The organism is Umezawaea sp. Da 62-37 (assembly GCF_032460545.1).
Lineage (GTDB): Bacteria > Actinomycetota > Actinomycetes > Mycobacteriales > Pseudonocardiaceae > Umezawaea.
Genome location: NZ_CP135965.1, coordinates 525,166 through 545,530 on the forward strand (window position 1 = coordinate 525,166; position 20,365 = coordinate 545,530).

At 72.1% G+C, this 20,365-nt stretch carries 17 protein-coding genes; 4 read left to right on the forward strand and 13 right to left on the reverse strand.

Annotated features, from left to right (window positions below):
- Positions 1 to 32 precede the first annotated feature (32 nt).
- Positions 33 to 869, forward strand: a complete 837-nt coding sequence (locus RM788_RS02250; protein WP_315929765.1) for a LysR family transcriptional regulator — start codon at positions 33 to 35, stop codon at positions 867 to 869.
- A 109-nt stretch (positions 870 to 978) separates the two neighbouring features.
- Here RM788_RS02250 and RM788_RS02255 read toward each other — a convergent pair whose 3' ends face one another.
- Positions 979 to 1,968 carry a BtrH N-terminal domain-containing protein gene (locus RM788_RS02255; RefSeq protein ID WP_315929766.1) on the reverse strand — a complete coding sequence of 330 codons (990 nt, stop codon included), beginning with the start codon at positions 1,966 to 1,968 and terminating at the stop codon, positions 979 to 981.
- A 224-nt stretch (positions 1,969 to 2,192) separates the two neighbouring features.
- Between RM788_RS02255 and RM788_RS02260 the strand changes: the two genes are divergently transcribed.
- A complete protein-coding gene (locus tag RM788_RS02260) occupies positions 2,193 to 4,076 on the forward strand; it encodes a Na+/H+ antiporter (RefSeq protein ID WP_315929767.1) in 1,884 nt (627 codons plus the stop codon).
- A 38-nt stretch (positions 4,077 to 4,114) separates the two neighbouring features.
- Here the strand turns inward: RM788_RS02260 and RM788_RS02265 are convergent, their stop codons facing one another.
- Both RM788_RS02265 and RM788_RS02270 read right to left on the reverse strand, forming a co-directional pair.
- Positions 4,115 to 5,011 (reverse strand): NAD-dependent epimerase/dehydratase family protein, encoded by an 897-nt coding sequence (locus RM788_RS02265; RefSeq protein ID WP_315929768.1) that lies wholly within the window; start codon positions 5,009 to 5,011, stop codon positions 4,115 to 4,117.
- Positions 5,012 to 5,294: 283 nt separating this feature from the next.
- Positions 5,295 to 6,296 carry an alpha/beta hydrolase gene (locus RM788_RS02270; RefSeq protein WP_315929769.1) on the reverse strand — a complete coding sequence of 334 codons (1,002 nt, stop codon included), beginning with the start codon at positions 6,294 to 6,296 and terminating at the stop codon, positions 5,295 to 5,297.
- A 108-nt stretch (positions 6,297 to 6,404) separates the two neighbouring features.
- On the opposite strand from RM788_RS02270, the gene RM788_RS02275 reads away from it, so the two are divergent.
- Positions 6,405 to 6,854, forward strand: a complete 450-nt coding sequence (locus tag RM788_RS02275; protein WP_315929770.1) for a hypothetical protein — start codon at positions 6,405 to 6,407, stop codon at positions 6,852 to 6,854.
- A 116-nt stretch (positions 6,855 to 6,970) separates the two neighbouring features.
- On the opposite strand, the gene RM788_RS02280 is transcribed toward RM788_RS02275, so the two are convergent.
- Positions 6,971 to 8,659, reverse strand: coding sequence for a glycosyltransferase family 39 protein (locus RM788_RS02280; protein ID WP_315929771.1), 1,689 nt, complete (start codon positions 8,657 to 8,659; stop codon positions 6,971 to 6,973).
- 258 nt (positions 8,660 to 8,917) lie between these two features.
- On the opposite strand from RM788_RS02280, the gene RM788_RS02285 reads away from it, so the two are divergent.
- The gene (locus RM788_RS02285; RefSeq protein WP_315929772.1) at positions 8,918 to 9,178 is read left to right on the forward strand and encodes a hypothetical protein; all 261 of its coding nucleotides are present in this window, start codon (positions 8,918 to 8,920) and stop codon (positions 9,176 to 9,178) included.
- Between the two features lie 133 nt (positions 9,179 to 9,311).
- Here RM788_RS02285 and RM788_RS02290 read toward each other — a convergent pair whose 3' ends face one another.
- The 9 genes from RM788_RS02290 to RM788_RS02330 all read right to left on the reverse strand — a co-directional run bounded on the left by RM788_RS02290 (position 9,312) and on the right by RM788_RS02330 (position 20,338).
- Positions 9,312 to 9,851, reverse strand: a complete 540-nt coding sequence (locus RM788_RS02290; protein WP_315929773.1) for an EF-hand domain-containing protein — start codon at positions 9,849 to 9,851, stop codon at positions 9,312 to 9,314.
- 222 nt (positions 9,852 to 10,073) lie between these two features.
- Positions 10,074 to 10,700 carry a class I SAM-dependent DNA methyltransferase gene (locus RM788_RS02295; RefSeq protein WP_315934964.1) on the reverse strand — a complete coding sequence of 209 codons (627 nt, stop codon included), beginning with the start codon at positions 10,698 to 10,700 and terminating at the stop codon, positions 10,074 to 10,076.
- 167 nt (positions 10,701 to 10,867) lie between these two features.
- Positions 10,868 to 13,381 (reverse strand): FtsX-like permease family protein, encoded by a 2,514-nt coding sequence (locus RM788_RS02300; protein WP_315929774.1) that lies wholly within the window; start codon positions 13,379 to 13,381, stop codon positions 10,868 to 10,870.
- The gene (locus tag RM788_RS02305; RefSeq protein WP_315929775.1) at positions 13,381 to 14,076 is read right to left on the reverse strand and encodes an ABC transporter ATP-binding protein; all 696 of its coding nucleotides are present in this window, start codon (positions 14,074 to 14,076) and stop codon (positions 13,381 to 13,383) included. Before RM788_RS02305 ends, RM788_RS02300 begins: the two co-directional genes overlap by 1 nt.
- Entirely contained in the window at positions 14,077 to 15,807 is a 1,731-nt protein-coding gene (locus RM788_RS02310) for a GMC oxidoreductase (RefSeq protein ID WP_315929776.1), read from the reverse strand.
- Positions 15,804 to 16,277 carry an SRPBCC family protein gene (locus tag RM788_RS02315; RefSeq protein ID WP_315929777.1) on the reverse strand — a complete coding sequence of 158 codons (474 nt, stop codon included), beginning with the start codon at positions 16,275 to 16,277 and terminating at the stop codon, positions 15,804 to 15,806. The genes RM788_RS02310 and RM788_RS02315 overlap by 4 nt, the downstream gene beginning before the upstream one ends.
- Before the next feature lie 11 nt (positions 16,278 to 16,288).
- Positions 16,289 to 17,554, reverse strand: coding sequence for an aspartate aminotransferase family protein (locus RM788_RS02320; RefSeq protein ID WP_315929778.1), 1,266 nt, complete (start codon positions 17,552 to 17,554; stop codon positions 16,289 to 16,291).
- Positions 17,555 to 17,594: 40 nt separating this feature from the next.
- Positions 17,595 to 18,725, reverse strand: a complete 1,131-nt coding sequence (locus tag RM788_RS02325) for an acyl-CoA dehydrogenase family protein (RefSeq protein ID WP_315929779.1) — start codon at positions 18,723 to 18,725, stop codon at positions 17,595 to 17,597.
- The gene (locus tag RM788_RS02330) at positions 18,722 to 20,338 is read right to left on the reverse strand and encodes an aldehyde dehydrogenase family protein (protein WP_315929780.1); all 1,617 of its coding nucleotides are present in this window, start codon (positions 20,336 to 20,338) and stop codon (positions 18,722 to 18,724) included. Before RM788_RS02330 ends, RM788_RS02325 begins: the two co-directional genes overlap by 4 nt.
- Positions 20,339 to 20,365 lie beyond the last annotated feature (27 nt).

Here is a 20,365-nt window from a genome sequence, read left to right on the forward strand (position 1 = left end):
GACGGTATCGATCGGAGCAGTAGGCTGGCCCCGTGGAGACGCGGGAGTTGCGGTACTTCGTCGCGGTCGCCGAGGAGCTGCACTTCGGCCGGGCCGCCCAACGACTGGGCATCGCCCAGCCGCCCCTGTCGCGGACGATCGCCCAGCTCGAGCGCAGGCTCGGGGTCGCGCTGCTGGAACGCACCAGCCGCAGGGTCTCGCTCACCGGGGCGGGCGCTGTGCTGCTGGCCGAAGGCCAGATGATCCTCGGCGCGCTGGCCGCCGCCGAGCGGCGGACCCAGCAGGCCGCGACGAGCAGGCCCTCGCTCGTCCTGTCCACCAAGGCGGGTGCTTCCGGCGAGCTGCTGGCGAAGCTGCTCGACGCGTACGCCGCCGAGCCGGGCGCCGTCGCCGTCGACCTGCTGCTGTGCGAGTCCCAGCCCCAGCGAGCGCTGCACGACGGTCGCGCCGACGTGGCGCTGCTGCACCAGCCGTTCGACTCCACCGCCGAGCTGGACACCGAGATCCTGACCACCGAGGGGCAGGTCGCCGTCCTCCCCAGCTCGCACCCGCTCGCGGGCAGGACCCACGTCCTCACCTCGGAAGTCAGGTCGCTGCCGGACCTCCCACCCGCCCGCTGGCCACTGCCCGACGGGACCTACCCCGAAGGCCCCGGCGCGGAGGTGCACAACCAGACGCAGCTCTTCCAGCTGATCGCGCTGGGCCGCACCACCGTGGTGCTCCCCGATTCCTGCCGCGCCAACCTGCTCGAAGGCCTGACCGCCGTGCCGGTGCTGGACGCGCCACCCGTGACCACCGTCATCGCCTGGCCACCGCACAGCCGCTCCCGAACGCTCGCCGACCTCGTCCGCGTGGCCACCCGCCTCTGACCGCGCCGTGCGGGGTGCGGAACCGGAGGAATCCCACCGTCCCAATGGGATTTTCCCCCTCGTCACCGGGACGCGGGTGTCCAGGCGGGCAGCGGATCCTCGGTGACTGTCATTCGGAGTGGCCGCCTGCCAGGACCCGCATGGCGTGGCGTTCCCGTTCCGCGAGGTCGGTGAGGATCGCCGAGGCGCGGCCCAGGTGGACCGGGTCGCCGGTCTCCCCCGCGGTCGTGATGTGGTGGGCGACCTCGGTCCACAGCGGGGCGATCCCGGCGTACAGCCGGTGGCCGAGGTGGAGGTCGTCGTCGTCGAGGATCGTCGCGCATTCGGCGAGGAAGTCGCGGTACATGACGCGGAACAGGGAGCCGCCGGTGCCGCCGCGTTCCATCAGCGTCGCGGCCAGCGGCAGGTCGTGGGACGGGGCGGTCGAGCGGTCGAGCCACCGCGTGACCTGCCGGGCCGCCTTGTCGATGCCCCGGTGGCCGAGGTTGGCGATGGGCGGGTTGAGGAAGGTGCGCGCGTTGTCGCGGACGGCTGCCCGGATGGCGGTGGCCGGATCGGGCGGGGTGGCCGGACCGGTGACGGTGTAGGAGAGGTTGCGGGCGGTCATCGGGCCGCGTTCGCCCCGTGCCCGTTCCAGGCTCGTCAGCGTGGTCTTCACGGCGCCGCCCTGCTGGGCGGTGTCGATCAGGTGGGCGTGGGTGTCGTCGTAGCCGCGGAGGGCGGCGAAGTGGCCTCCGAAGTGGACCTTCGTGGTGAAGTACTCCAGGTGGTAGGAGTCCAGTTGGAGGCCGACCGGGCGTCCGGCGTCGAGCGCCGCGGTGACGTTCCGCCAGGCCTTGCGGGGGGACGCGGTCTCCTGGACGTGCAGCGCCACGCCCAGCCGGTCGGTCGCGGTCCGGGTGATCGTGGCGGGCTTGGTGCGACCTCCGAGGAACGGGAAGTCCATGTTCTTGGCGTCCCAGTAGACGAACCCCAGGCCTTCGCCGAGGCCGAACAGCATGGGCTCGGACACGTCGAGCCCCTCGTGCCGCAGCAGGGCGCCGAGCGTGGTGGTCTCGCAGTGCCGACCGGCGGGGAACGACACGTCCTCGATGATCATCCGGTCTCCTGATCCCGTCGTCGCGGGCCGGATCGACCCGATCGGCCGTAGTCTCGCAGTGCTCCGGCAGGCACGGGACGTGACCCTCGCACGCCGCCCCGGAGGGGTACGACCGTCCGAAGCGGACCGGGTGAGCCGGAGGGCGCGGCGGCGGGCGAGGTCCGGTTGACGCAGAATCGACCCTCGCGGCGAACGGCCGCGACGGTCCAGGTGAGGATTACCCCGTGCACATCGCGGCAGAGATAGTGGTCCTGGTCGTGACCGTCCTGGTCGTCAGCGCGGTCGCGCGGCGGCTGGACTGGTCGGCACCGCTGTGCCTGATCGCCGTCGGCGTCGGCGCGTCCTACATGCCGGGCGTGCCCGAGTACCACCTCGATCCCGAGGTCGTGCTGCTCGGGCTGCTCCCTCCGCTGCTGTACTCGGCGGCCGTCCAGACGTCGCTGATCGACTTCCGGAGGAACCGCGGGGCGGTCGGCTCGATGTCGGTCGGGCTCGTCGTGTTCACCGCCATCGGCGTCGGGGTGGTCGCCTGGGCGGTGATCCCCGACCTCCCGCTGGCCGCCGGGATCGCGCTGGGCGCCATCGTGGCACCGCCCGACGCGGTCGCCGCGAGCGTGGTCGCGCGGCGGGTCGGGATGCCCCGCAAGCTGACCCGGCTCCTGGAGGCCGAGAGCCTGTTCAACGACGCGGCCGCCCTGGTCGCCCTCCGCACGGCCATCGCCGCGCTCGCGGGCTCGATCAGCCTCTGGCAGGTCGGCGTGGACTTCCTGCTCGCCGCCGTCGGCGGGATCGTCGTCGGACTGGTCGTCGGGTTCGCCACCGCGTTCGTCCGGGCCCGGCTGGACGAGCCCGTGCTGGACACCGCGCTGTCGTTCGCGGTGCCGTTCATCGCCTACCTGCCCGCCGAGGCCATCCACGGTTCCGGCGTGCTCGCGGTGGTGGTCGCCGGGCTGATCCTGGGGCACAAGGCGCCGCGGATCCTCTCCGGTTCCACCCGGCTGGCCAGCAGGCTCAACTGGCAGACCATCGCGTTCCTGCTGGAGAACACGGTCTTCCTGCTCATCGGCCTCCAGTTGCGCCGGATCCTCGCCGAGGTCGACGAGACCGGCCTGTCGCCGGGACTGCTCGCCTGGATCTGCGTCGCGGTGCTGGGCGCGACGATCCTCATGCGGATGCTGTGGCTGGTCGGGATCGGCACGATGAAACGGCTGCAACGGCGGCTGCGCCCGAACAGGGCGAAGGTGAAGGTCTGGCCGTGGCGCTACTCCGCGGTGATCTCGTGGGCGGGGATGCGCGGGGTGGTCACGCTCGCGGCCGCGTTCGTGCTGCCTTCGGACACCCCGCAGCGGGCCGTGCTGGTGCTGGCCGCGTTCGTCGTCGTGGCGGGCACCCTGGCCGTGCAGGGCATGACGCTGCCGCCGCTGATCCGCAGGCTCCGGCTGCCCCGGCCGGACCCGGCGGAGGACGCGTTGCAGGAGGCGTCCGTGCTGCACGACATGACCACCGCGGCGCTGGCCGAGCTGGAGAAGATCCACACGCCCGACGACCCGCCCGAGATCGTGCAACGCCTGCGCGACCGGCTGCGGCAGCGCTCGGACACGGCGTGGGAACGGCTCGGTCGGCAGAGCGCCCTGGTCGAGACGCCCAGCGACGCCTACCGCCGGTTGCGGCTCCGACTCCTCGACGTGGAGCGCGAGCAGTTCCTCAAGGCCCGTGACAGCGGCAGCGCCGACGACGACGTCCTGCGCCGCGTCCTGGAGCGGCTCGACATCGAGGAGTCCATGCTCGACCGCGCCGAGGAGGACCCCGAGGTGGAGGGCCGCGAGCTGCGCACCCCGGCCGCGACGGCCGGGTCGTGCAAGCACCTGGCCCACGACTGGACCGAACTGGACTCCAGCTCCCCCGACGCGTGCCAGGCCTGCGTCGACGAGGGGATGACGTGGGTCCACCTGCGCAAGTGCCTCAAGTGCGGCAACGTCGCGTGCTGCGACTCCTCGCCGGGCAGGCACTCCGCGCAGCACTTCCACGAGACCCGGCACCCGGTGATGCGCAGCTTCGAGCCCGGCGAGACCTGGCGGTGGTGCTTCGTGGACAAGCAGCTCGGCTGATCACGGGCGGCCGGGCCCCGCGGGGCTCGGCCGTGCGGTCAGGCGGTGCCGTACGCGCCGGACTCGATGTCCTCCACCAGCGTCGGCCCGGTCGGCCGCCAGGACAGGCCTTCGCGGGTGAGCGCGCTGGAGGCGGTCATGGTCGTGCCGAAGAAGTGGCCGACGAAGCCGAAGTGCTCGGCCGCGTTCTCGGCGGGGATCGACTCCACCGGCAGGCCGAACGCCCGCCCGATGGCCTCCGCGATCGCCCTGGTGGTGACGGACTCCTCCGCGCTCGCGTGCAGCCGGGTGCCGGCAGGCGCCTGCTCCAGGCCCAGCCGGATGAGCCGGGCGGTGTCGGAGCGGTGCGCCGCCGACCACAAGGTCGAGCCGTCGCCGATGTACCCGGAGACGCCCCGCTCGCGCGCGGCGGCGACGAGGAAGTTGACGAAGCCCCAGTCCCCGGCGCCGTGGATCGACGGGGCGAACCGGATGATCGTGGTCCGCACCCCGCGGTCGACGTAGCCGAGAGCGAGGTTCTCGCTGCCGCCGCGGTCGGAGTCCGGACCGATCGCGGGTGACGGGTCCGTCTCCAGCACCGGCCGCCCGTCGCACAGGCCCGAGAGGCCGTTCGCGACCATGAACGGCCGGTCGGTGCCGACCAGCGCCTCCGCCAGCGCCTCGACCGCGGCCCGCTCGGCCCGGTCGGACTCCGCGGGGTTCGCCCAGTCGTGCTTGTTCGCCAGGTGCAGGACGGCGTCGGCCTCCGACGCCCCGCGACGGAGCGAGTCGAGGTCGTCCAGGTCCCCGAGGAGGGCTTGTGCCCCCTTCTTCTCCAGTGACGCGGCGGAATCGGCCGAGCGGGCCAGCCCGGTGACGTCGTGCCCGGCGCCGAGCAGTTCGTCGACGGTCGCGGACCCGATCCAGCCGGTGGCTCCGGTGACAAGTACACGCATGACTCTGTTCGCCTCCATGCCCGTGAGGGCTCGACAAGTGGGAGCGGCGCACTCGCACACCGTGCCGTCGGACGTCGCCGACAGCACTACTTACGAGGCACCGCGTATTGAAACGGTACCTGTAACGAGACACGGTGTCCAGTAAGTGTCGAACCCGACCGGCCGAGGAGGGTTTCGAGGTGGCGTGGCTGGACACCGACGGTGCCGAGCAACGGACTTCGTCGCACGAAGCGGCGGTGTCGGTGCCGTTCGAGGCGGTGTCGTCGGAACGTGTGCCTGATCGCTAGTCGGTGGCGAGGAGGCGCTCCAGCCAGTCGCGACGCGCCGCGATAGCGGCCTTGCTGATCCGCGCGTCGGGAACCTCCCGATCGAAGGCGTGGATTCCGCCGGGCCACACGTGCAGTTCGGCCCTGCCGCCCGCCTGCCAGATCCGGTCGGCGTAGCCGACGACCTCGTCACGCAGGCACTCCGCGGAGCCGACGTCGAGGAACGCGGGCGGCAGGCCGGCCAGGTCGGTGGCGCGTGCGGGCGCGGCGTACTGCGGTACGTCCGTTCCGTCCTGGAGGGCGCCCAGCAGCGAGTTCCAGCCGAACAGGTTGTAGCTGCGGTTCCAGAATTCGATCCCGTCCATCTGCATGGCCGAGGCACTGTCGTTGAGGTCGTCGAGCATGGGAGCCATCAGCAGTTGGCCGCGCAGGCTGGGACCGCCCTTGTCGCGCACGGTCAGGGCGAGCGCGGCGCTCAAGCCGCCGCCGGCGCTGGGTCCGACGACGACGATGCGCTTCGGATCGACGCCGAGTTCGTCCGCGTGGTCGGCAATCCACAGCAGGCCGGCGTGGGCGTCGTTGATCTGGGCGGGATAGGGGTGTTCGGGCGCGAGCCGGTAGCCGATCGAGATCAGGGTGGCTCCGAGCCGCTCGGCCGTCTCGAGAACCTGGTCGAGTCCGAGGCGGTGGTCGTTGCAGAAGAAGCCGCCGCCGTGCAGGTAGTAGAGCGCAGGCCGCGACGCGGGCGCGCCGACGGGTGTGCAGATCAGCAGCGGGATCTCGGGGTCGCCGTCCAGACCCGGCACCGAGGGCTGGGAGACGGTGAAGCGCCCGCCGCGGTCGAGGTCGTCGAGCGCGGCCACCGCGGCGTCGACCTCCGCGCGGATCCCCGGCAGCATCTCGAGGCTCATCCGCTTCAACTCCGGCTCTTCGACCAGGAAGGCGTCGTAGGCGACCTGGAGTTCGGCATCGAGTGGAACGGTCGCGGTGGGCGCGGTCTTGCCCGGTTCACGGTTCACGCGCGTAGGTTAGTGCCCTCGTTTCCCCGCGCACCACTGGATTTCGACACCTCGCCGATCACGCGGCACGGTTGGGCGGACACCGCCGAGGTGGTCTGACTCCAAGCGATGGTGGTTGAGTTGATGCCCGAAGCCGCTCAGGACGACGTGTGGTCCACGCTGAACCGGCGGGATCCGATCTCGCGTGTCCACAGTGGAGTCCCGCATTCGATACGAACCGGTAGCGCAGTGAAAGTGAGGCGCGGGGTGGGCACGTCGAAGTCCAGCGGCACGATTCAGCCTTCGGCGATGGGACGGCCGCGGGATTCCGGCCGTGACCTGGCCATTTTTGACGCGACCCTGTCGCTGCTGGCCGAGGTGGGATACGACCGGACCGCGATGACGGACGGACTTGTCCACCACGCGACCGAGTTGGCGCCCGGAGCGGCGGCGCTCTTCGCCGAGGTTGCACCCGCGGTGATCACGCATCGCGTCGTGGTCGTGGGTGAACCGTGCGACGCCGCCTTCATCGCGCACCTCGTCGACGACGTCCTCCTGCCACTCCTGCGCCGCACCTGAACGTCCTCGCACGCGATCCGGCCGACTCGAACCACCCGCACAGGGTGGCCGCCGTTCGTGGCAGTACCCGCTTATCGGGCGCTGGCCACCCCACCACCAAGGGCGGACGCAGCGGACTACGGCCTGCGGTAGATCGTGATGGAGTGGCCGACCTCGTCGATCGGCGTGCTGCCCGCGATCAGCGCCCGCAAGCGGTCGTCCGCCTTGGCGGCGGAGGAATCCGACACCACGAGCAGCCCGCGCACCCGGTCCGCGGGGACGGCGCGCGGATCGGCGGCGTCGATGCCGTAGTGGGACGGCAGGCCACTGCCCTTGTAGACGAGCCAGACCCGCTCACCGGGATAGCGCTGCTCCAGCCTCTCCCCCAGCCTGCCCAGGTCCTGACCCCAGTCGACGTTCGAGTCGTGCAGGCGCAGGTGGGTCTTCGACGGCCCGCCGAACGCCTCGTTGGAGTAGGGCAGGTAGTACGGGAACGTCCACAGTGAACTGATCGCGGTGAATACGACCAGCGCCGCCGCCGCGACGTGCGCCCACCGACGACGCAGGGCGACGACACCCGCCGCCGCGACCGCCAGGAACATCGGCACGAAGATCGCGTACCTGACACCGAAGTCGCGGTCGCCGGTCATGGCCGCGACCAGCAGCGCGGCCGTGGGGGCGAGCACGTACGGCGCCGCCGCGCGCAGCCGGGGAACCGCCACCACCGCGACGGCGCCCGCCGACCAGAGCGCCATGGCACCCAGTGGGGTCTTCACCAGCAGCGCGGCGGGCAGGTAGTACCACAGCGAGCCGGAGTAGTGCCTGCCGAACAGGAAACCGCCCCACACCCGGTCCTCGAATCCGAATTGGACGCGCAGCCCGTCGCGGTAGGTCTCGGGGAACGGCAGCCACGACGCGAACGCGCGCAGCCCGTGCGCGGCGGGCAGATCCGCTGGCGGCTCCCAGCGCAGCCGCGGATCGACGGCGAGGTAGCAAGCCCACACCACAGCGACCGCGATCAGCGCCACGACGACCACCGCACCGAACGCGACGAGCCAGGTCGGCCGGGAGGCGGGGCCGCGCCCTCGGCGGGCGTGCCGGACGGACAGCACGATCACCAGCACCAGCACCGGAACCGCGGGCAGGGCACTCATCTTCGTGGCGAGAGCCGCGCCGAACGCCAACCCCGCCAGCGGCAGGTAGAGGGCAGGGCGGCCGCGGGCCCGCCACAGCAGCCAGAACGACGTCAGCAGGAAACCGGCCTCGGGCACGTCGAGCGTGGCCAGCGACCCGTGCGCGATGACGTCGGGCGAGAACGCGTACAGGGTCAGCGCGACCAATCCTCCCGCACGGCCGAACAGGTCACCGGCGAACGCGAGGACGACCAGCCCGAACAGCAGCGTGAGCACGATCATCGGCAGCCGCGCCGCCAGCAGCAGCCGTCCCGGATCGTTGCCGGACTCGTAGAGCACGTGCCTGCCCAGTTGCGTCTGGTCGCCGACGAAGCCGGGATCCAGGCGCACGTCGGCGAAAACCAGCCCGGCCGCCATGACGAGCTTGCCCAGCGGTGGGTGCTCCGGGTTGTAGCGCAGGCTGTGCTGCTGAAGGTGGACCACGGCCGCGCCCACGTACACCGGCTCGTCGATGGTCGGGGTCTGCTCCACGGCGCTCGTGGTCATCGCGACCGCCATCCCGGTGAGGAGGGCGACCACGACGAGCGCGAACACCAAGCGGCGTAATCGATCGGGCCGTCCCCGCGGACGGGCTTCCGGTGGCGGGTTCTCCGGTACCGCCCTGTTCGGCAACCTGCTCGTGGAAAGCAACACCGAACGCTCCTTCCGCGCCAGGAGGACAAGTCCGCCGCTGCGTCACGGCTCGCCCGGTGGCTCGGTCGCCACCGGTCAACACCTGTCACGACGCGTCCGGCCCGGAGGTTGCCTGGCCGCCACATCCGGTTCACGGCCCGATCGCCCGGCTCGACGACCGGGCGGAGGTCGGCCCGGTCGGGCGGAATACGGGTCGCGGTGTAACCCCGTCGGCCGTGGCGTCGATACAAGGCGGACCAGCGAAGGAAGGACGAGGGGATGAGGTGTGCTCACGTTGATCGAGTTCTGGCGCTCGCGCTGGGCACGTTGCTGGTGTGCGGCGTCATCAACACCGTCGTGGCGGTGATCGAGCAGGCCTGGTGGGCTTGGGGAGTCGGCGGCGCCTGCCTGACCGCGGCGGCCGTCGTCGCGGCGAAGTGGTTCCCGCCGCCGCGACGCGCCCCCCTGCCTCGCGCGACGGCGGGACCGAGTCCGGAGCCGGTGCGGACCGGCCTCGGCAACTCCGATGCCGCCGCTTGATCCTTCCGTTGTCGCGCAAGCGGAACAATCGCCCACCGATGAAGCGGGTCCGTACGGGCCGACGGCCGTCCGCCGGGGCCAGGCCCCGGCGGACGGCGGACGGGCTCGCGGTCGGACCGCCCTGGAAGCAGGGTCAGACGCGACCGAAGAACAGGCTGCCGGGGGCGTCGGGGTCGTTGGACAGGTAGTGCTCGAGGAAGGCGCGGATGAACTCCTGGCGCGAGATCGCGTTGTCGCCGTCGGTGTCGAGCTTGGTGAACGACTCCATCGCGTCGGGCGCGTCGCTCCTCCACACGTCCCTGAGGAAGCGGGCGAACTCGTCCTTGGAGATCTCGTTGTCGCCGTCGACGTCGATGACGTCGAAGATCGCGTGACCTCCGCCCTCGACCACGTTGAGCCTGCTGGTGTCGATGACCGCGAGGCGGTTGGCCGTCACGAACTGGTCCTTCGTGAGCCGATCCCCGTCCACGCCCGCGTGGCGCAGCAGTTCCAGCCAGTAGATCTGGCAGAAGGTCTGGAGCGCCCTGGCCCGGCGGTCGTTCCTGTCGAGCCGGTAGGCCTGGACGTAGCGGTCGGCGAGGTTCTGGTAGTCCGTCCAATCCAGATGGCCGTCGTGGTTGGCGTCCATGACGTCGAACACCCGCTCGAGCTTGGAGGTGACGACGTCCCTCATCGTGCTGGTCGTGGACCGGATCCCTTCGTGATCTCGCCGAGCGGCTCCGTGCGAGCCACCGCGCCGAGCCGGCAGGTCATGCGGATGTCATGCGCTACTCATTGTGCACGGATCGAACGCGCGCTGTAGTCACCCGATGGGTGGGCGCGGCTTGCTGGATCGAGTGACGCGGCGGATCCGGGCCGACCGTCCACTGTGGCCGATCACGGCCCAGTGGAACGCTCAGCGCTCCCCCGCTTTGCGGACCAGCAGTTGGGCCTGCCGGAACCGCTCGCCCTCGCGGGGCTCGCGCCGCAACCGGCCGACCTCGTCGAAACCGGCCTGGCGCAGCAGTTCCGCGAGGCTGTCGGGCGACCACCGGTAGGCGGGCGTCACCTTGTGGTCGAACTCCCGCGGCAGCGGGTCGTCACCGGCGAAGAACCCGAGCAGCAGGTGGCCGCCGGGCGCCAGGACCCTCCGGAACTCGGTGAACACGGCGGGCAGGTGGCGCGGTCGCGCGTGGATGGTGGAGTAGGAGGCGAGAACGCCCCCGAGAACCCCGTCGGCGAGGTCGAGGGCGGTCATCGTCCCCTCGTCGAACCGCAGCTCCGGGTGCGCCCGCCGGGCGATGGTGATCATCTCGGAGGACAGGTCGACACCGAAGGCGTCCAGGCCCAGCGCGTGCAGGTGCGCCGTGACGTGGCCGGGGCCGCATCCGACGTCGGCGACCAGTCCGGCGCCGTGGGCGCGCACGAGTTCGGCGAACGCGGCCAGCAGCGCGCGTTCCAGCGGCAAGGACCCGAGCACGTCGCTGAAGAGTTCGGCGTAGAGGGGTGCCACGGCGTCGTAGGCGATTTTGGTGCCGTGCATGGCGAAGGGGTCGGTCACGGCGGAGACCTTACCGCTGCCCCGCTCCGCGATCCGGCGCCCGACCGGTCGGGGACGTCACCCCGGTCCCCTTGTGGCACAGGCTCTTCGGAACACGCACCGGGGGCATCGGCGACGGTGAATCCGCCGCCGATGCCCCCGGTGCGTGCTCAGTCCTGTGCGAGCAGGTCCCGCAGCGGGGTGTTGGCCCTACCGGGGTTGGCGATCAGCAGGGCCACCAGCATGCAGGCCACCACCAGCGGCAGGCTCAACGCGCTGAGCAGGACCGGGATCTCCACGGGCGGACGGATGCCGCTCTGCACGGCCTGCGCGTCCAGCAGCGCCACGATCGCGAGCCAGCCCACCGGCAGCGACACCGCCGCCGACCCGGCCGCGATGAGCACCACCTCGACGATCAGCTGGGTGCGCACGTTCTTCGCCGTGGCGCCGCTCAGGCGCAGCAACGCGTTGGCGCGCCCGCGTTCCACCAATCCGGACGCCAGGGTCGCGGCGCCGATCAGCACCGCCAGCACGAACATCACCCAGGCGAACACCTCGAAGGCGCTGACCAGTCGCGCGGTGATGTTCGCGACCGTGTCCCGCAGGATCTGCTGGGTCACGACCCGCGACCTCGGGTGGCCGTCCGCCACCACGGCGGCCAGGGCGTCGCGGACGACGGACTTGTCGGCGGAGGCGTCGACACCGACGAAGAACGCGTAGATCTGGGTCGACCCGGTCATCTCCGCGTACAGCTCGGGGCCGGCGATCAGCATGCCGCCGTCGGAGGCGGAGTCGTCGACCACCGCCTTGATGGTGACCCGGCGGTGCCCGGTGGGCAGGGGCAGGTCCATCGTGTCGCCCGCCGACACGCCCCGGGCGTCCGCGTAGTTCACCGACACCGCGATGTCGTCGTCGTCCAGCTGGTCCAGGACGTCCGCGGGTCCTTCGGTGACGGTGAGGCGCGAGAGGCGGTCCAGGTCCGACCTGCCCCAGCTCCACACCTGCACCCGGCGGCCGTCGAGTTCGAGGTAGGTGAACGAGAACGTGGTGACGGCCTCGACGCCGTCCACCGCCCGCAGCTCCTGCTCCAGTTCCTTGGGCAGGGTCTCGTTGCGCAGGTTGGTGCCCAGCGGGGCGGCCTGCACGTAGAGGTCGCCCGGCGTCCACCGCTCGACCGACGCGGCCACCTCGTGCTTGATGCTGCCCGCGACACCCGCCATGGCGACGGCCGACACCACGGACACCGTGAACGTCACGCACAGCGCGGCGTTGCGCCGCCACCCCAGCTGGAGCTGCCTGCTCACGGCCAGCCGCACCGGGCCGGGTTCGCCCTTGCGCAGCGCCAACCCGATCACGACCGGCAGCACGACGCTGAGCAGCGCCGCACCGCCCAGCAGCGGCACCAGCCCCACCGACTGCACGACCGGGGGTCCGAGCAGGACGACCAGCACGCCGACGGCCAGCAGCGACGCGCCGATCAGGAACGGCTTGCGCACACCGCCCGGCAGCACGGCGACCTCGCCGCGACCGGACACCGCCTCGATGGCCTCCACCTTGGTGAACCGCCGCACACCGGAGACCCACGCCGCGAGGAACATCAGCACCACGGCCAGCAGCGCGCCGAGCGCGGGCAGCTCCCACGGCGTCCCCGGTGTGACGGCCTGCTGGCTCAGGTCGGTGATCTGCCGGGTGAACGACCCCAGGTTGCCGCCCACCACCACGCCGAGCACGACGCCGATCACGTAGCTCACCAGCAGGATCGGCACCATCACCGCGGCCGAGCCCGCCATCAGGTGCGACGTGCGCACCCCGGTCAGGCGCATCCGCGCCAGCGCCGGGCGGGCGTCGTCCAGCGCCAGCCGCCAGGTCAGGAACAGCACCACGCCCGCGGTGAGCACGGCGATGACCGCGAACATGCTCAGGATGGTCAGGAACGTCTGGAACGACTTGCGGTACCCGGACAGCAGGTCCTGGGGGTCCTTCACCGCGCCGGAGCCGTCGACGGCGGCCGTGGCGTCCGCGACGACCTGCGCCCGGTCGTGGCCCTGCTGGTCGATCAGGACCGCGTCGGTGAACGCGCCGCGGCCGAACGCCTGCGCCACGACGAGCCGGGGGGCGACGATCACCGATCCGCGGTTGGCGACCTCGCCCCGGAGGATCGCGGCCACCTTCCAGGTCCGCACGTCCGTCGTGCCGCCGACGCGGATCGTGTCGCCCGCCTTGACGCCGCGCGGTTCGGCCCACGCGGCGGCCAGGTACACCTCGTCGGCGCCGAGCGGCGTCTCGCGGGTCTGCCGCGCGAGGTCGTCGTCGACGAAGTCGCCCAGAGTCGGGTCGACGCCGAACACGAGCATCGGCGTGGTGGCGCCGTCGTCGTCGACCCGGCTGGCGCTGACCACGAGCATCGTGGTGGTGGGCAGGCCGGTGCGCTTGCCGATCTCGTCGACCACCGAGGGCGCCATGCCGCCGGGGGCGCTGGCCTCCACGGCGACGATCCCGTCGCGCACCGCCGTGATCGGCGCGCCGCGCAGGGCGTCGTAGACGGCGAAGTAGACCACCAGCACGGCGGTGGTGAGCAGGACGCCTGCGATGCCCGCGGCGACCGCGGCGGCCAGCCTGGCGGGTCGGAAGTACCAGCTCCGCATGAGCGAGCGGGAGACCAGCCTGGTCGCGTCCAACGCCATCAGCCGACCCGCCCGGCCGTGCGCAGGGTGCCCGCGGTCATGGTGGCGACGACGTCGGCGCCACCCGCCAGGTCGAGGTCGTGCGTCACGATCACGGTGGCCGCGCCGCGCTCCTTGACCATCGTGCGGAGCAGCTCCTGCACGAGCAGGCCGTTCTCCTCGTCCAGCGCGCCGGTCGGCTCGTCGGCGAAGACGATCGCGGGCTCGTTCACGCAGGCCCTGGCGACCGCGGTGCGCTGGGCCTCGCCGCCGGAGACCTGGCCGGGCCAGCTGCGCGCCCGGTGCGAGAGGCCGACCTCGTCGAGGGCGGCGCGTGCCCGCGCCAGCGCCGCGGACAGCTTCACGCCGGACATGACCAGCGGGGCCGCGACGTTCTCCTCCAGGTTGAGCGTCGGGACCAGGTTGTCCTTCTGGAGCACGAACCCGATGTGCTCGGCCCGCAGCCGCGCCATCGCGGCCTCGTCCAACTCGGCGAGGTCGTGGCCGAGCAGGGTGATCCGGCCGGAGGTCGGCCGGTCCAGCCCGGACAGGCAGTTCGCGAACGTGGACTTGCCGCTGCCGCTCTTGCCGACGATGGCCACGATCTGACCCGCGTGGACCTCCAGGTGGCAATCGTGCAGCACCTGGGTCGCGGTGTCGCCGCGGCCGAACTCCCGGCTCACTCCCTCGGCGCGCAACACTGGGCTCGCGGTCACTTAACTCCCCTTCTGGGCAACGGATGGCGTCCGGTCGGCGGGACGGGACGAGCGCAGGGCGGCGGGCGCGTGCGAGGGCACGGCGGGGCTCGTCGGGTGCACCGGCTCCACCCGCCGGTAGGCGGACCCCGGCGCGGGCCGGGGGTCGGGTTCGCCGCGGTTGGGCCAGAACGCCATGGCGCGCTCGGCCTGCGCCGTGATGGTCAGCGACGGGTTCACGCCCGCGTCGGCCGTGACGGTCGAGCCGTCCACGACGTGCAGGCCGGGGTGCCCGTGCAACCGGTGGTAGGGGTCGACGACGCCGGTCTCCGGGGTGTCGCCGATCGGGCAGCCGCCGACGAACGGCAGGACCACCTGCACGTGCGCCAGACCCGGCAGCGTGCCCGCGGGAACGCCGCCGATCTGCTCCGCCGTGCGGCGCACGACGTCCCCGACCAACTCGGAGTTGACCGTGGGCAGCGCGCCGGGGTCGCGGCGCGCGGTCAGGCCCCGCCGTGGCCCGGACCTGGGCGACACGGTCAGCGTGCCCGCGCCGCGGCGCACGACGAACACGATGATCGACCGCTCGGACCACCGGCGCACGTCCAGGAACCGGGCGGCGGCCAGCGGGCGCCGGGCCACCAGTCCGAGCCAGCGCAGCCAGCGCGGCGTCGTGCCGTCGGCGTCGACGAACGGGGTCGTGGCCAGGCCCATGGAGTTGGAGCCGCGGCCGTAGCGGCCCGCCTGGATGAGGGTGTCCTCGTCCGGGTAGAACGAGGAGGTGGCCGCGACACCCGTGCTGTAGTCGTCCCCGGTGACCTTCGGCGCGACCGCGGCCAGCAGGTCCGACGGCGCCCTGGTGAGGCTGCCGAGCCTCGACGAGACGCGGGTGAGCGAACCGTCGCCCGCCAGCCGGTGCAGCAGGCGCTGGGTGCCCACCGCGCCCGCGGCGAACACCACCTGCTCGGCGGTGATCACCTTGGCGGTCCGGCCCGCGAACCACGCGCCGGTCCGCACGGTGTGGACCGCGTAGCCCGCCGCGCCCGACTCGTCGAGCGGGCGCACCGAGGACACGGTGGTCTGCGGCAGGACGGTGGCACCGGCCCGCTCCGCCAGGTGCAGGTAGTTCTTCACGACCGTGTTCTTCGCGCCGTACCGGCAGCCGGTCAGGCACTCGCCGCACTCGCGGCAGCCCGCGCGGCGCGGCCCCGCTCCCCCGAAGTAGGGGTCGTCGACCTCCTCCGGCGGTCCGAAGTGGACGGCGACGGGCAGCGGGCGGAACGTGGCGCCCGCACCCATCCCGTCCGCGACCGCCCGCATCGCGCGGTCGGTGGGCGTGGTGGTCGGGTTCACGGCCGAGCCGAGCATCCGGCGCGCCTGGTCGAAGTGCGGCGCCAGTTCGGCCCGCCAGTCCGCGATGCCCGACCAGTGCGGGTCGTCGTAGAAGCCCTGCCCCGGCTCGTAGAGGGTGTTGGCGAAGACCAGCGAGCCGCCGCCGACACCGGCTCCCGTGGGCACGATGAGCGGGCCCAGCCTGCTCAGGCGCTGGAACCCGCGCATCCCGAGCTTCGGCGCGAACAGGTACTTGCGCAACCGCCACGAGTTCTTCGGGAAGTCCGAGTCCTCGAAGCGCCACCCCGCCTCCAGGACGCCGACGCGGTAGCCCTTCTCGGTGAGCCGCAGCGCGGTCACCGCGCCGCTGAACCCGGACCCGATGACGAGCACGTCGTAGTCGTGCCCAGGGGCGGTCACCGGACGCCGGCCGTGAGCGCGAGGGGCACGAACTTGACCATGCCGTCGAAGAGGCCGAGCAGGATGTCCTTCATGGACTCGGTGAGCACCCGGATCGCGACCGGGTCGATGATGCTGGCCAGCGTCGGCACGCCGAAGTCGAACTCCGCGTGGAAGACGACGAACACGTCGCCGCCGTCCTGGCGCACCGTCCACTCGCCCTCGAACGCGTCGAAGTCGCCGGTGGTCTGGGTGAAGCGGCTGATCAGGTCCACCCGGTCGAACGTGTCGACCTCGGTCCACCGCAGGACGCCGTTGCGGAAGTTCACGGCCCAGTGGCTGACGACGGAGCCGTCGGCCGCGGCGGGTTCGGTCACGACCTCGCGCACCGCCTCGACCAGCTCGGGGTAGCGGCCGAAGTCGACGACGGTGTCGTAGACCTCACGGGCCTGCCTGCCGGGCACGATGGCCTCGATCCGGACGATCTGCATGTCGTTCCTCCTCACCGGCTCGCCGGGAAGCGCCCGGCGAGCACGGAGAACGCGCTGTCGAAGACGGTGGCCACCTGGTCGAGCTCGTCCGCCGAGATCGTGGCGGGCGGGGTCAGGCGCAGGACGTGCGAGTTGTTCATCGAGTGGTTGACGAGCACCCGCCCGTCGATCAGTTCCAGCACCAGCTCGCCCGCCAGGCCGGGGTCGGCCATCTCGACACCGATCAGCAGGCCCTCGCCGCGCACCTCGGTGACGAGGTGCGGGCAGCGCAGCGCGGCGGCGTCGGCGATGCGGCGCTTGAGGTCCGCGCCGATCTTCGCCGACTTCGCGACGGCGTCCTCCATGATGATCGCCTCGATCGCGGCCTTGGCCGCGGCCACCGCGATCGGGGCGGCGGAGAACGTGGAGGTGTGCAGGAACGGGTCCTTGTCGAACGGCGCGTACGCCTCCGGCGTGGCGACCGCGGCGGCCACCGGCACGACGCCGCCGGACAGGCCCTTGCCGACCAGCATCACGTCCGGGGTGACGGCCTCGGGGTCGTGGCCCCACCAGCGGCCGAGCCGCCCGAGACCGGTGAGGATCTCGTCGACCACCAGGAAGGCGCCGTACTCGGTGCGCAGCCTGCCGAGTTCGGCGAGGTAGCCCTCGGGCGGGAACACGACGCCGCCCTCCCCCTGCACGGGTTCGACGATCACGCAGGCGGGCGGACCGTCGCGCAGCGCCGCCTCCATCGCCTCGACGTCGCCGAACGGCACGGCGGTCACGTCGGGCAGCAGGGGCTGGAACGAGTCCTGGTACACGCCGCGCGCCGTGACGCTGAGCGCGCCCAGCGTCTTGCCGTGGTAGCCGTTGACGGTGGTGACGAGCCGCCGCCTGCCGTTGGCCCTGGCCATCTTGATGGCGGTCTCGGTCGCCTCGGTGCCCGAGCCGACGAAGTGCACCTTGGTGAGCCCCGGCGGGCACACGTCGGCCAGCGCCTTCGCGGCCGCGGCGCTCACCGGTTCCAGCAGCAGCCGGGTGGCCAGCGGGTTCGCGCGCACCTGGGCCACGACGGCCTCGGTGACGTGCGGGTGGGTGCCGCCGAGGATGAACACGCCGTACCCGGCGCAGTTGACGAACCGCTGCCCGTCGGAGGTGTGCACGGAGGCGCTGTGGGAGGTGGACTCCCAGAAGCCGCCGAACATCTCGCCGAGGGAGGCGCGCCCGCTGCTCAGGTGGGTGCGGAAGGCGTCGAGGAGCTCGTGCTGTGTGGGGACTGCTGGCTGTGTGGTGGTCATCGGTTCCAGGATTCGTGTGGCAGGGGGAAGTGCGGTCGCGCTAGTCGATGCGGAGCAGGTGTCCGGCGTGGTAGCGGTCGAGAGCGGCCGCGGTGGACGTCCGGCCGGGCGGGTGGAACGCCAGCGCGTGCACGCTGGCCGCGAGGAGGGCGACGTCCGGCGAGGACACGAAGGCCATGCCGCCCAGCAGTTCGACGGTCGTGCCGACGACCCGCCGGATCGTGCGCTGCATGCTGTACCGGGCGGTGAGCGCGTCGGCGAGGGTGTCGTTGCCGGACTGGCCGGAGTCCACCGCCCACGCGACCCGGTCCAGCGCGAACGCGCTCGCCTCCAGGTCCGTCACCACGTCCACCCGCGTCCCGGTGTCGCCCCGGCCGGACTCCAGCAGCCGGGACACCAGCGCGCTGGCCGTGCCGAGGTAGACGGCGGAGACCAGCAGGGTGAACCAGACCAGCCCGGTGGTGTTCAGGTCGTCGAGGTTGGTCTCCGGGTCGAGCACCGGCTTGACCATCAGCTCGTCGGGCACCAGCACGTCGTCGAGCACGACCTCGTCGCTCTCGGCGCCCGCCAGCACGATGGAGTCCCAGAACGGGCGGACGGAGATGCCGGGCGTGCCCGCGGGGATGACCGCGATGCCCAGCGCGGTCCCGCCGTCCTCGTCGGGCAGCGCCACGCTCGCCGTGATCAGGTCCATCGACGACGACAGGCTGCACGGCTTCTTGCTGCCCGAGACCAGCCAGCCGCCTTCGGCGCGGCGCGCGACCATGGTGGGCGTGAGCACGCCCTGCCCGGTGCGGCCCTCGGCGAACGCGCTGCTCATCATCCGCTTGTCGCGGGCGACCGCGTCGAGCAGCAGCCACTCGAAGCCGGTGCTGGTGGCCGCGAGGGTCACCAGGCTGGCCACCGAGAAGTTGTGCATCGTGGCCGCCACGGCCACCGACGGCGACCGGGTGGCGATGGCGCGGGTGCAGCGCACGGCGTCCCGCGCGCTCGCGCCGACCCCGCCGTGCTCGGCGGGCACCAGCAGACCCGAGCCGCCCGCGTCGCGGAGCGCGGCGATACCGGGCCCGCCGCGCTGCTCCAGCTCGCTCAGCAAGAACGCGCCCAAAGCCTTGTCCAGTCCCGGAAGCAGCGCTTCCAGGGTGTCGTGCTCGCGTTGCAGGAACTTCACCGCGCCACCACCGGGGAGGCGGCGGGCGGCAGCGCGCTCTCGAACACCCGCGACCGCGGCGTCACCCTCGTGGCGATGCTGACGGCCTGGAGGTGGCTGGTCCGCAGCATCGGGAAGTTGACCTCGCCGAACGGACCGCCGGACAGGCCGGTGCCGCCGTGCGTCGGCAACCCCGGCACGAAGCCGAGGTGGCTGTCGTTGACCTTGAGGATGCCGCCGTTGTCGAGCTCGGAGCAGAACCGCTCGATCACCTCGGGGTCCTCCGACCACAGCGAGTTGCGCAGCCCGTAGGGGTTGGCGTTCATGAACCGCAGCGCGTCCGCGAAGGCGTCCTCGGACGACTCGGCGTCGGGCACGACGATGGACAGCAGCGGGTAGAACGTCTCGTTGCGGACGGCCCGCATCTTCTCGGCCCGGTCGTAACCGTCGACCCTGAGCAGCGTCGGCTGGAGGAACACGCCCGAGGAGTCGGGGGTGCCGTCCTCCGCGATGCGCTGCCCGCCGGCCAGCAGCAAGGCGCCATCGGCCACCGCCTCGTCGAGGACGGTGAAGAACTCGCTGGTCCGCAGCACCGGCGACAGCAGGACGTCCGGGTCCTCGGGCCTGCCGGGGCGGATGTCCGCGACCAGCGCCTTGAGGCGGTCGACGAGTTCGTCGGCGATCCGCGGGTGCGCGATGACGTACTTGGGCACCATGCAGATCTGGCTGGAGCCGTAGAAGCACTCCGCGACGGCCCGCGCGGCGTTGTCCAGGTCGGCGTCGTGCCAGACCAGCACGCCGTCGTTGCCCGCCAGTTCCAGCACCGACTTCTTGCCGTGCTCGACGCAGCGCCGACCGATCTCGATGCCGCGCTCGCTGCCGCCGAAGTACATGATGTCGTCGACGTCGTCGCTCAGGAGCCACTGGTCGAGCAGCACCTTCGGCACGCCGCAGACGACGTTCAGCACGCCCGCCGGGGCGCCGACGTCCTCCAGCGAGGTGGCGACGAGTTCGCGCCACGCCCAGGCGACGCCGTAGGGCGCGCTCCTCGGCGCCTTCACCACGAGGCTGTTGCCCGCGATCATGGCGGACACGCCGAGCATGGAGTTGGAGGCGGCCGCGTTCTGCGGCGGGCTCAGGCACACCACGCCGTCGGGCTTGCGCACCAGGCGGATCTCCCGGTCGCCGACCTGCTCGCGGTGCTCCATCATCCGCGCGTTGCCGGCGAACGTCTCCGGGGCCGAACCCTGGATGACACCCGCCACCTCCCACTCGGCGAGCCTGCGTGGGTGGCCCTCGGCGATGAGGACCTCGACGAACTCCTCCCGGCGGGCGGTGGTCCGCTCGTGGAAGATCGCGCCGAACTCCAGCCGGTCGGCCAGCGACCTCGCCGCCCACGCGGGCTGCGCGGCACGCGCGGCGCGCAGGGCCTCGAAGCACTGCTCGGGCCCGGTCAGCGCGACGCGGCCGACGATCCGCTCGTCGGTGGTGTCGGGCTCGCCGGCGCCCGCGAGTTCGCGCTTCAACCGGATCGCGCCGAAAGCGTCCTCGAAGAGGCTGGACGCGCGGATCGTGTAGATCCACTTGTCCGTCGGGGCGTCCTGCCCCGCGATGTAAGAGGGGTACGTCTTCACGTCGTCACCTTGTTCCTGGTCGCGGCA

Bases quoted from the DNA above. Each gene is read 5' to 3' on its own strand.
- RM788_RS02255 (WP_315929766.1), bottom strand. From the start codon at position 1,968: ATGATCATCGAGGACGTGTCGTTCCCCGCCGGTCGGCACTGCGAGACC.
- RM788_RS02320 (WP_315929778.1), bottom strand. From the start codon at position 17,554: ATGACCACCACACAGCCAGCAGTCCCCACACAGCACGAGCTCCTCGAC.
- RM788_RS02265 (WP_315929768.1), bottom strand. From the start codon at position 5,011: ATGCGTGTACTTGTCACCGGAGCCACCGGCTGGATCGGGTCCGCGACC.
- RM788_RS02275 (WP_315929770.1), top strand. From the start codon at position 6,405: ATGGTGGTTGAGTTGATGCCCGAAGCCGCTCAGGACGACGTGTGGTCC.
- RM788_RS02315 (WP_315929777.1), bottom strand. From the start codon at position 16,277: ATGCAGATCGTCCGGATCGAGGCCATCGTGCCCGGCAGGCAGGCCCGT.
- RM788_RS02295 (WP_315934964.1), bottom strand. From the start codon at position 10,700: ATGCACGGCACCAAAATCGCCTACGACGCCGTGGCACCCCTCTACGCC.
- RM788_RS02300 (WP_315929774.1), bottom strand. From the start codon at position 13,381: ATGGCGTTGGACGCGACCAGGCTGGTCTCCCGCTCGCTCATGCGGAGC.
- RM788_RS02290 (WP_315929773.1), bottom strand. From the start codon at position 9,851: ATGAGGGACGTCGTCACCTCCAAGCTCGAGCGGGTGTTCGACGTCATG.
- RM788_RS02285 (WP_315929772.1), top strand. From the start codon at position 8,918: ATGAGGTGTGCTCACGTTGATCGAGTTCTGGCGCTCGCGCTGGGCACG.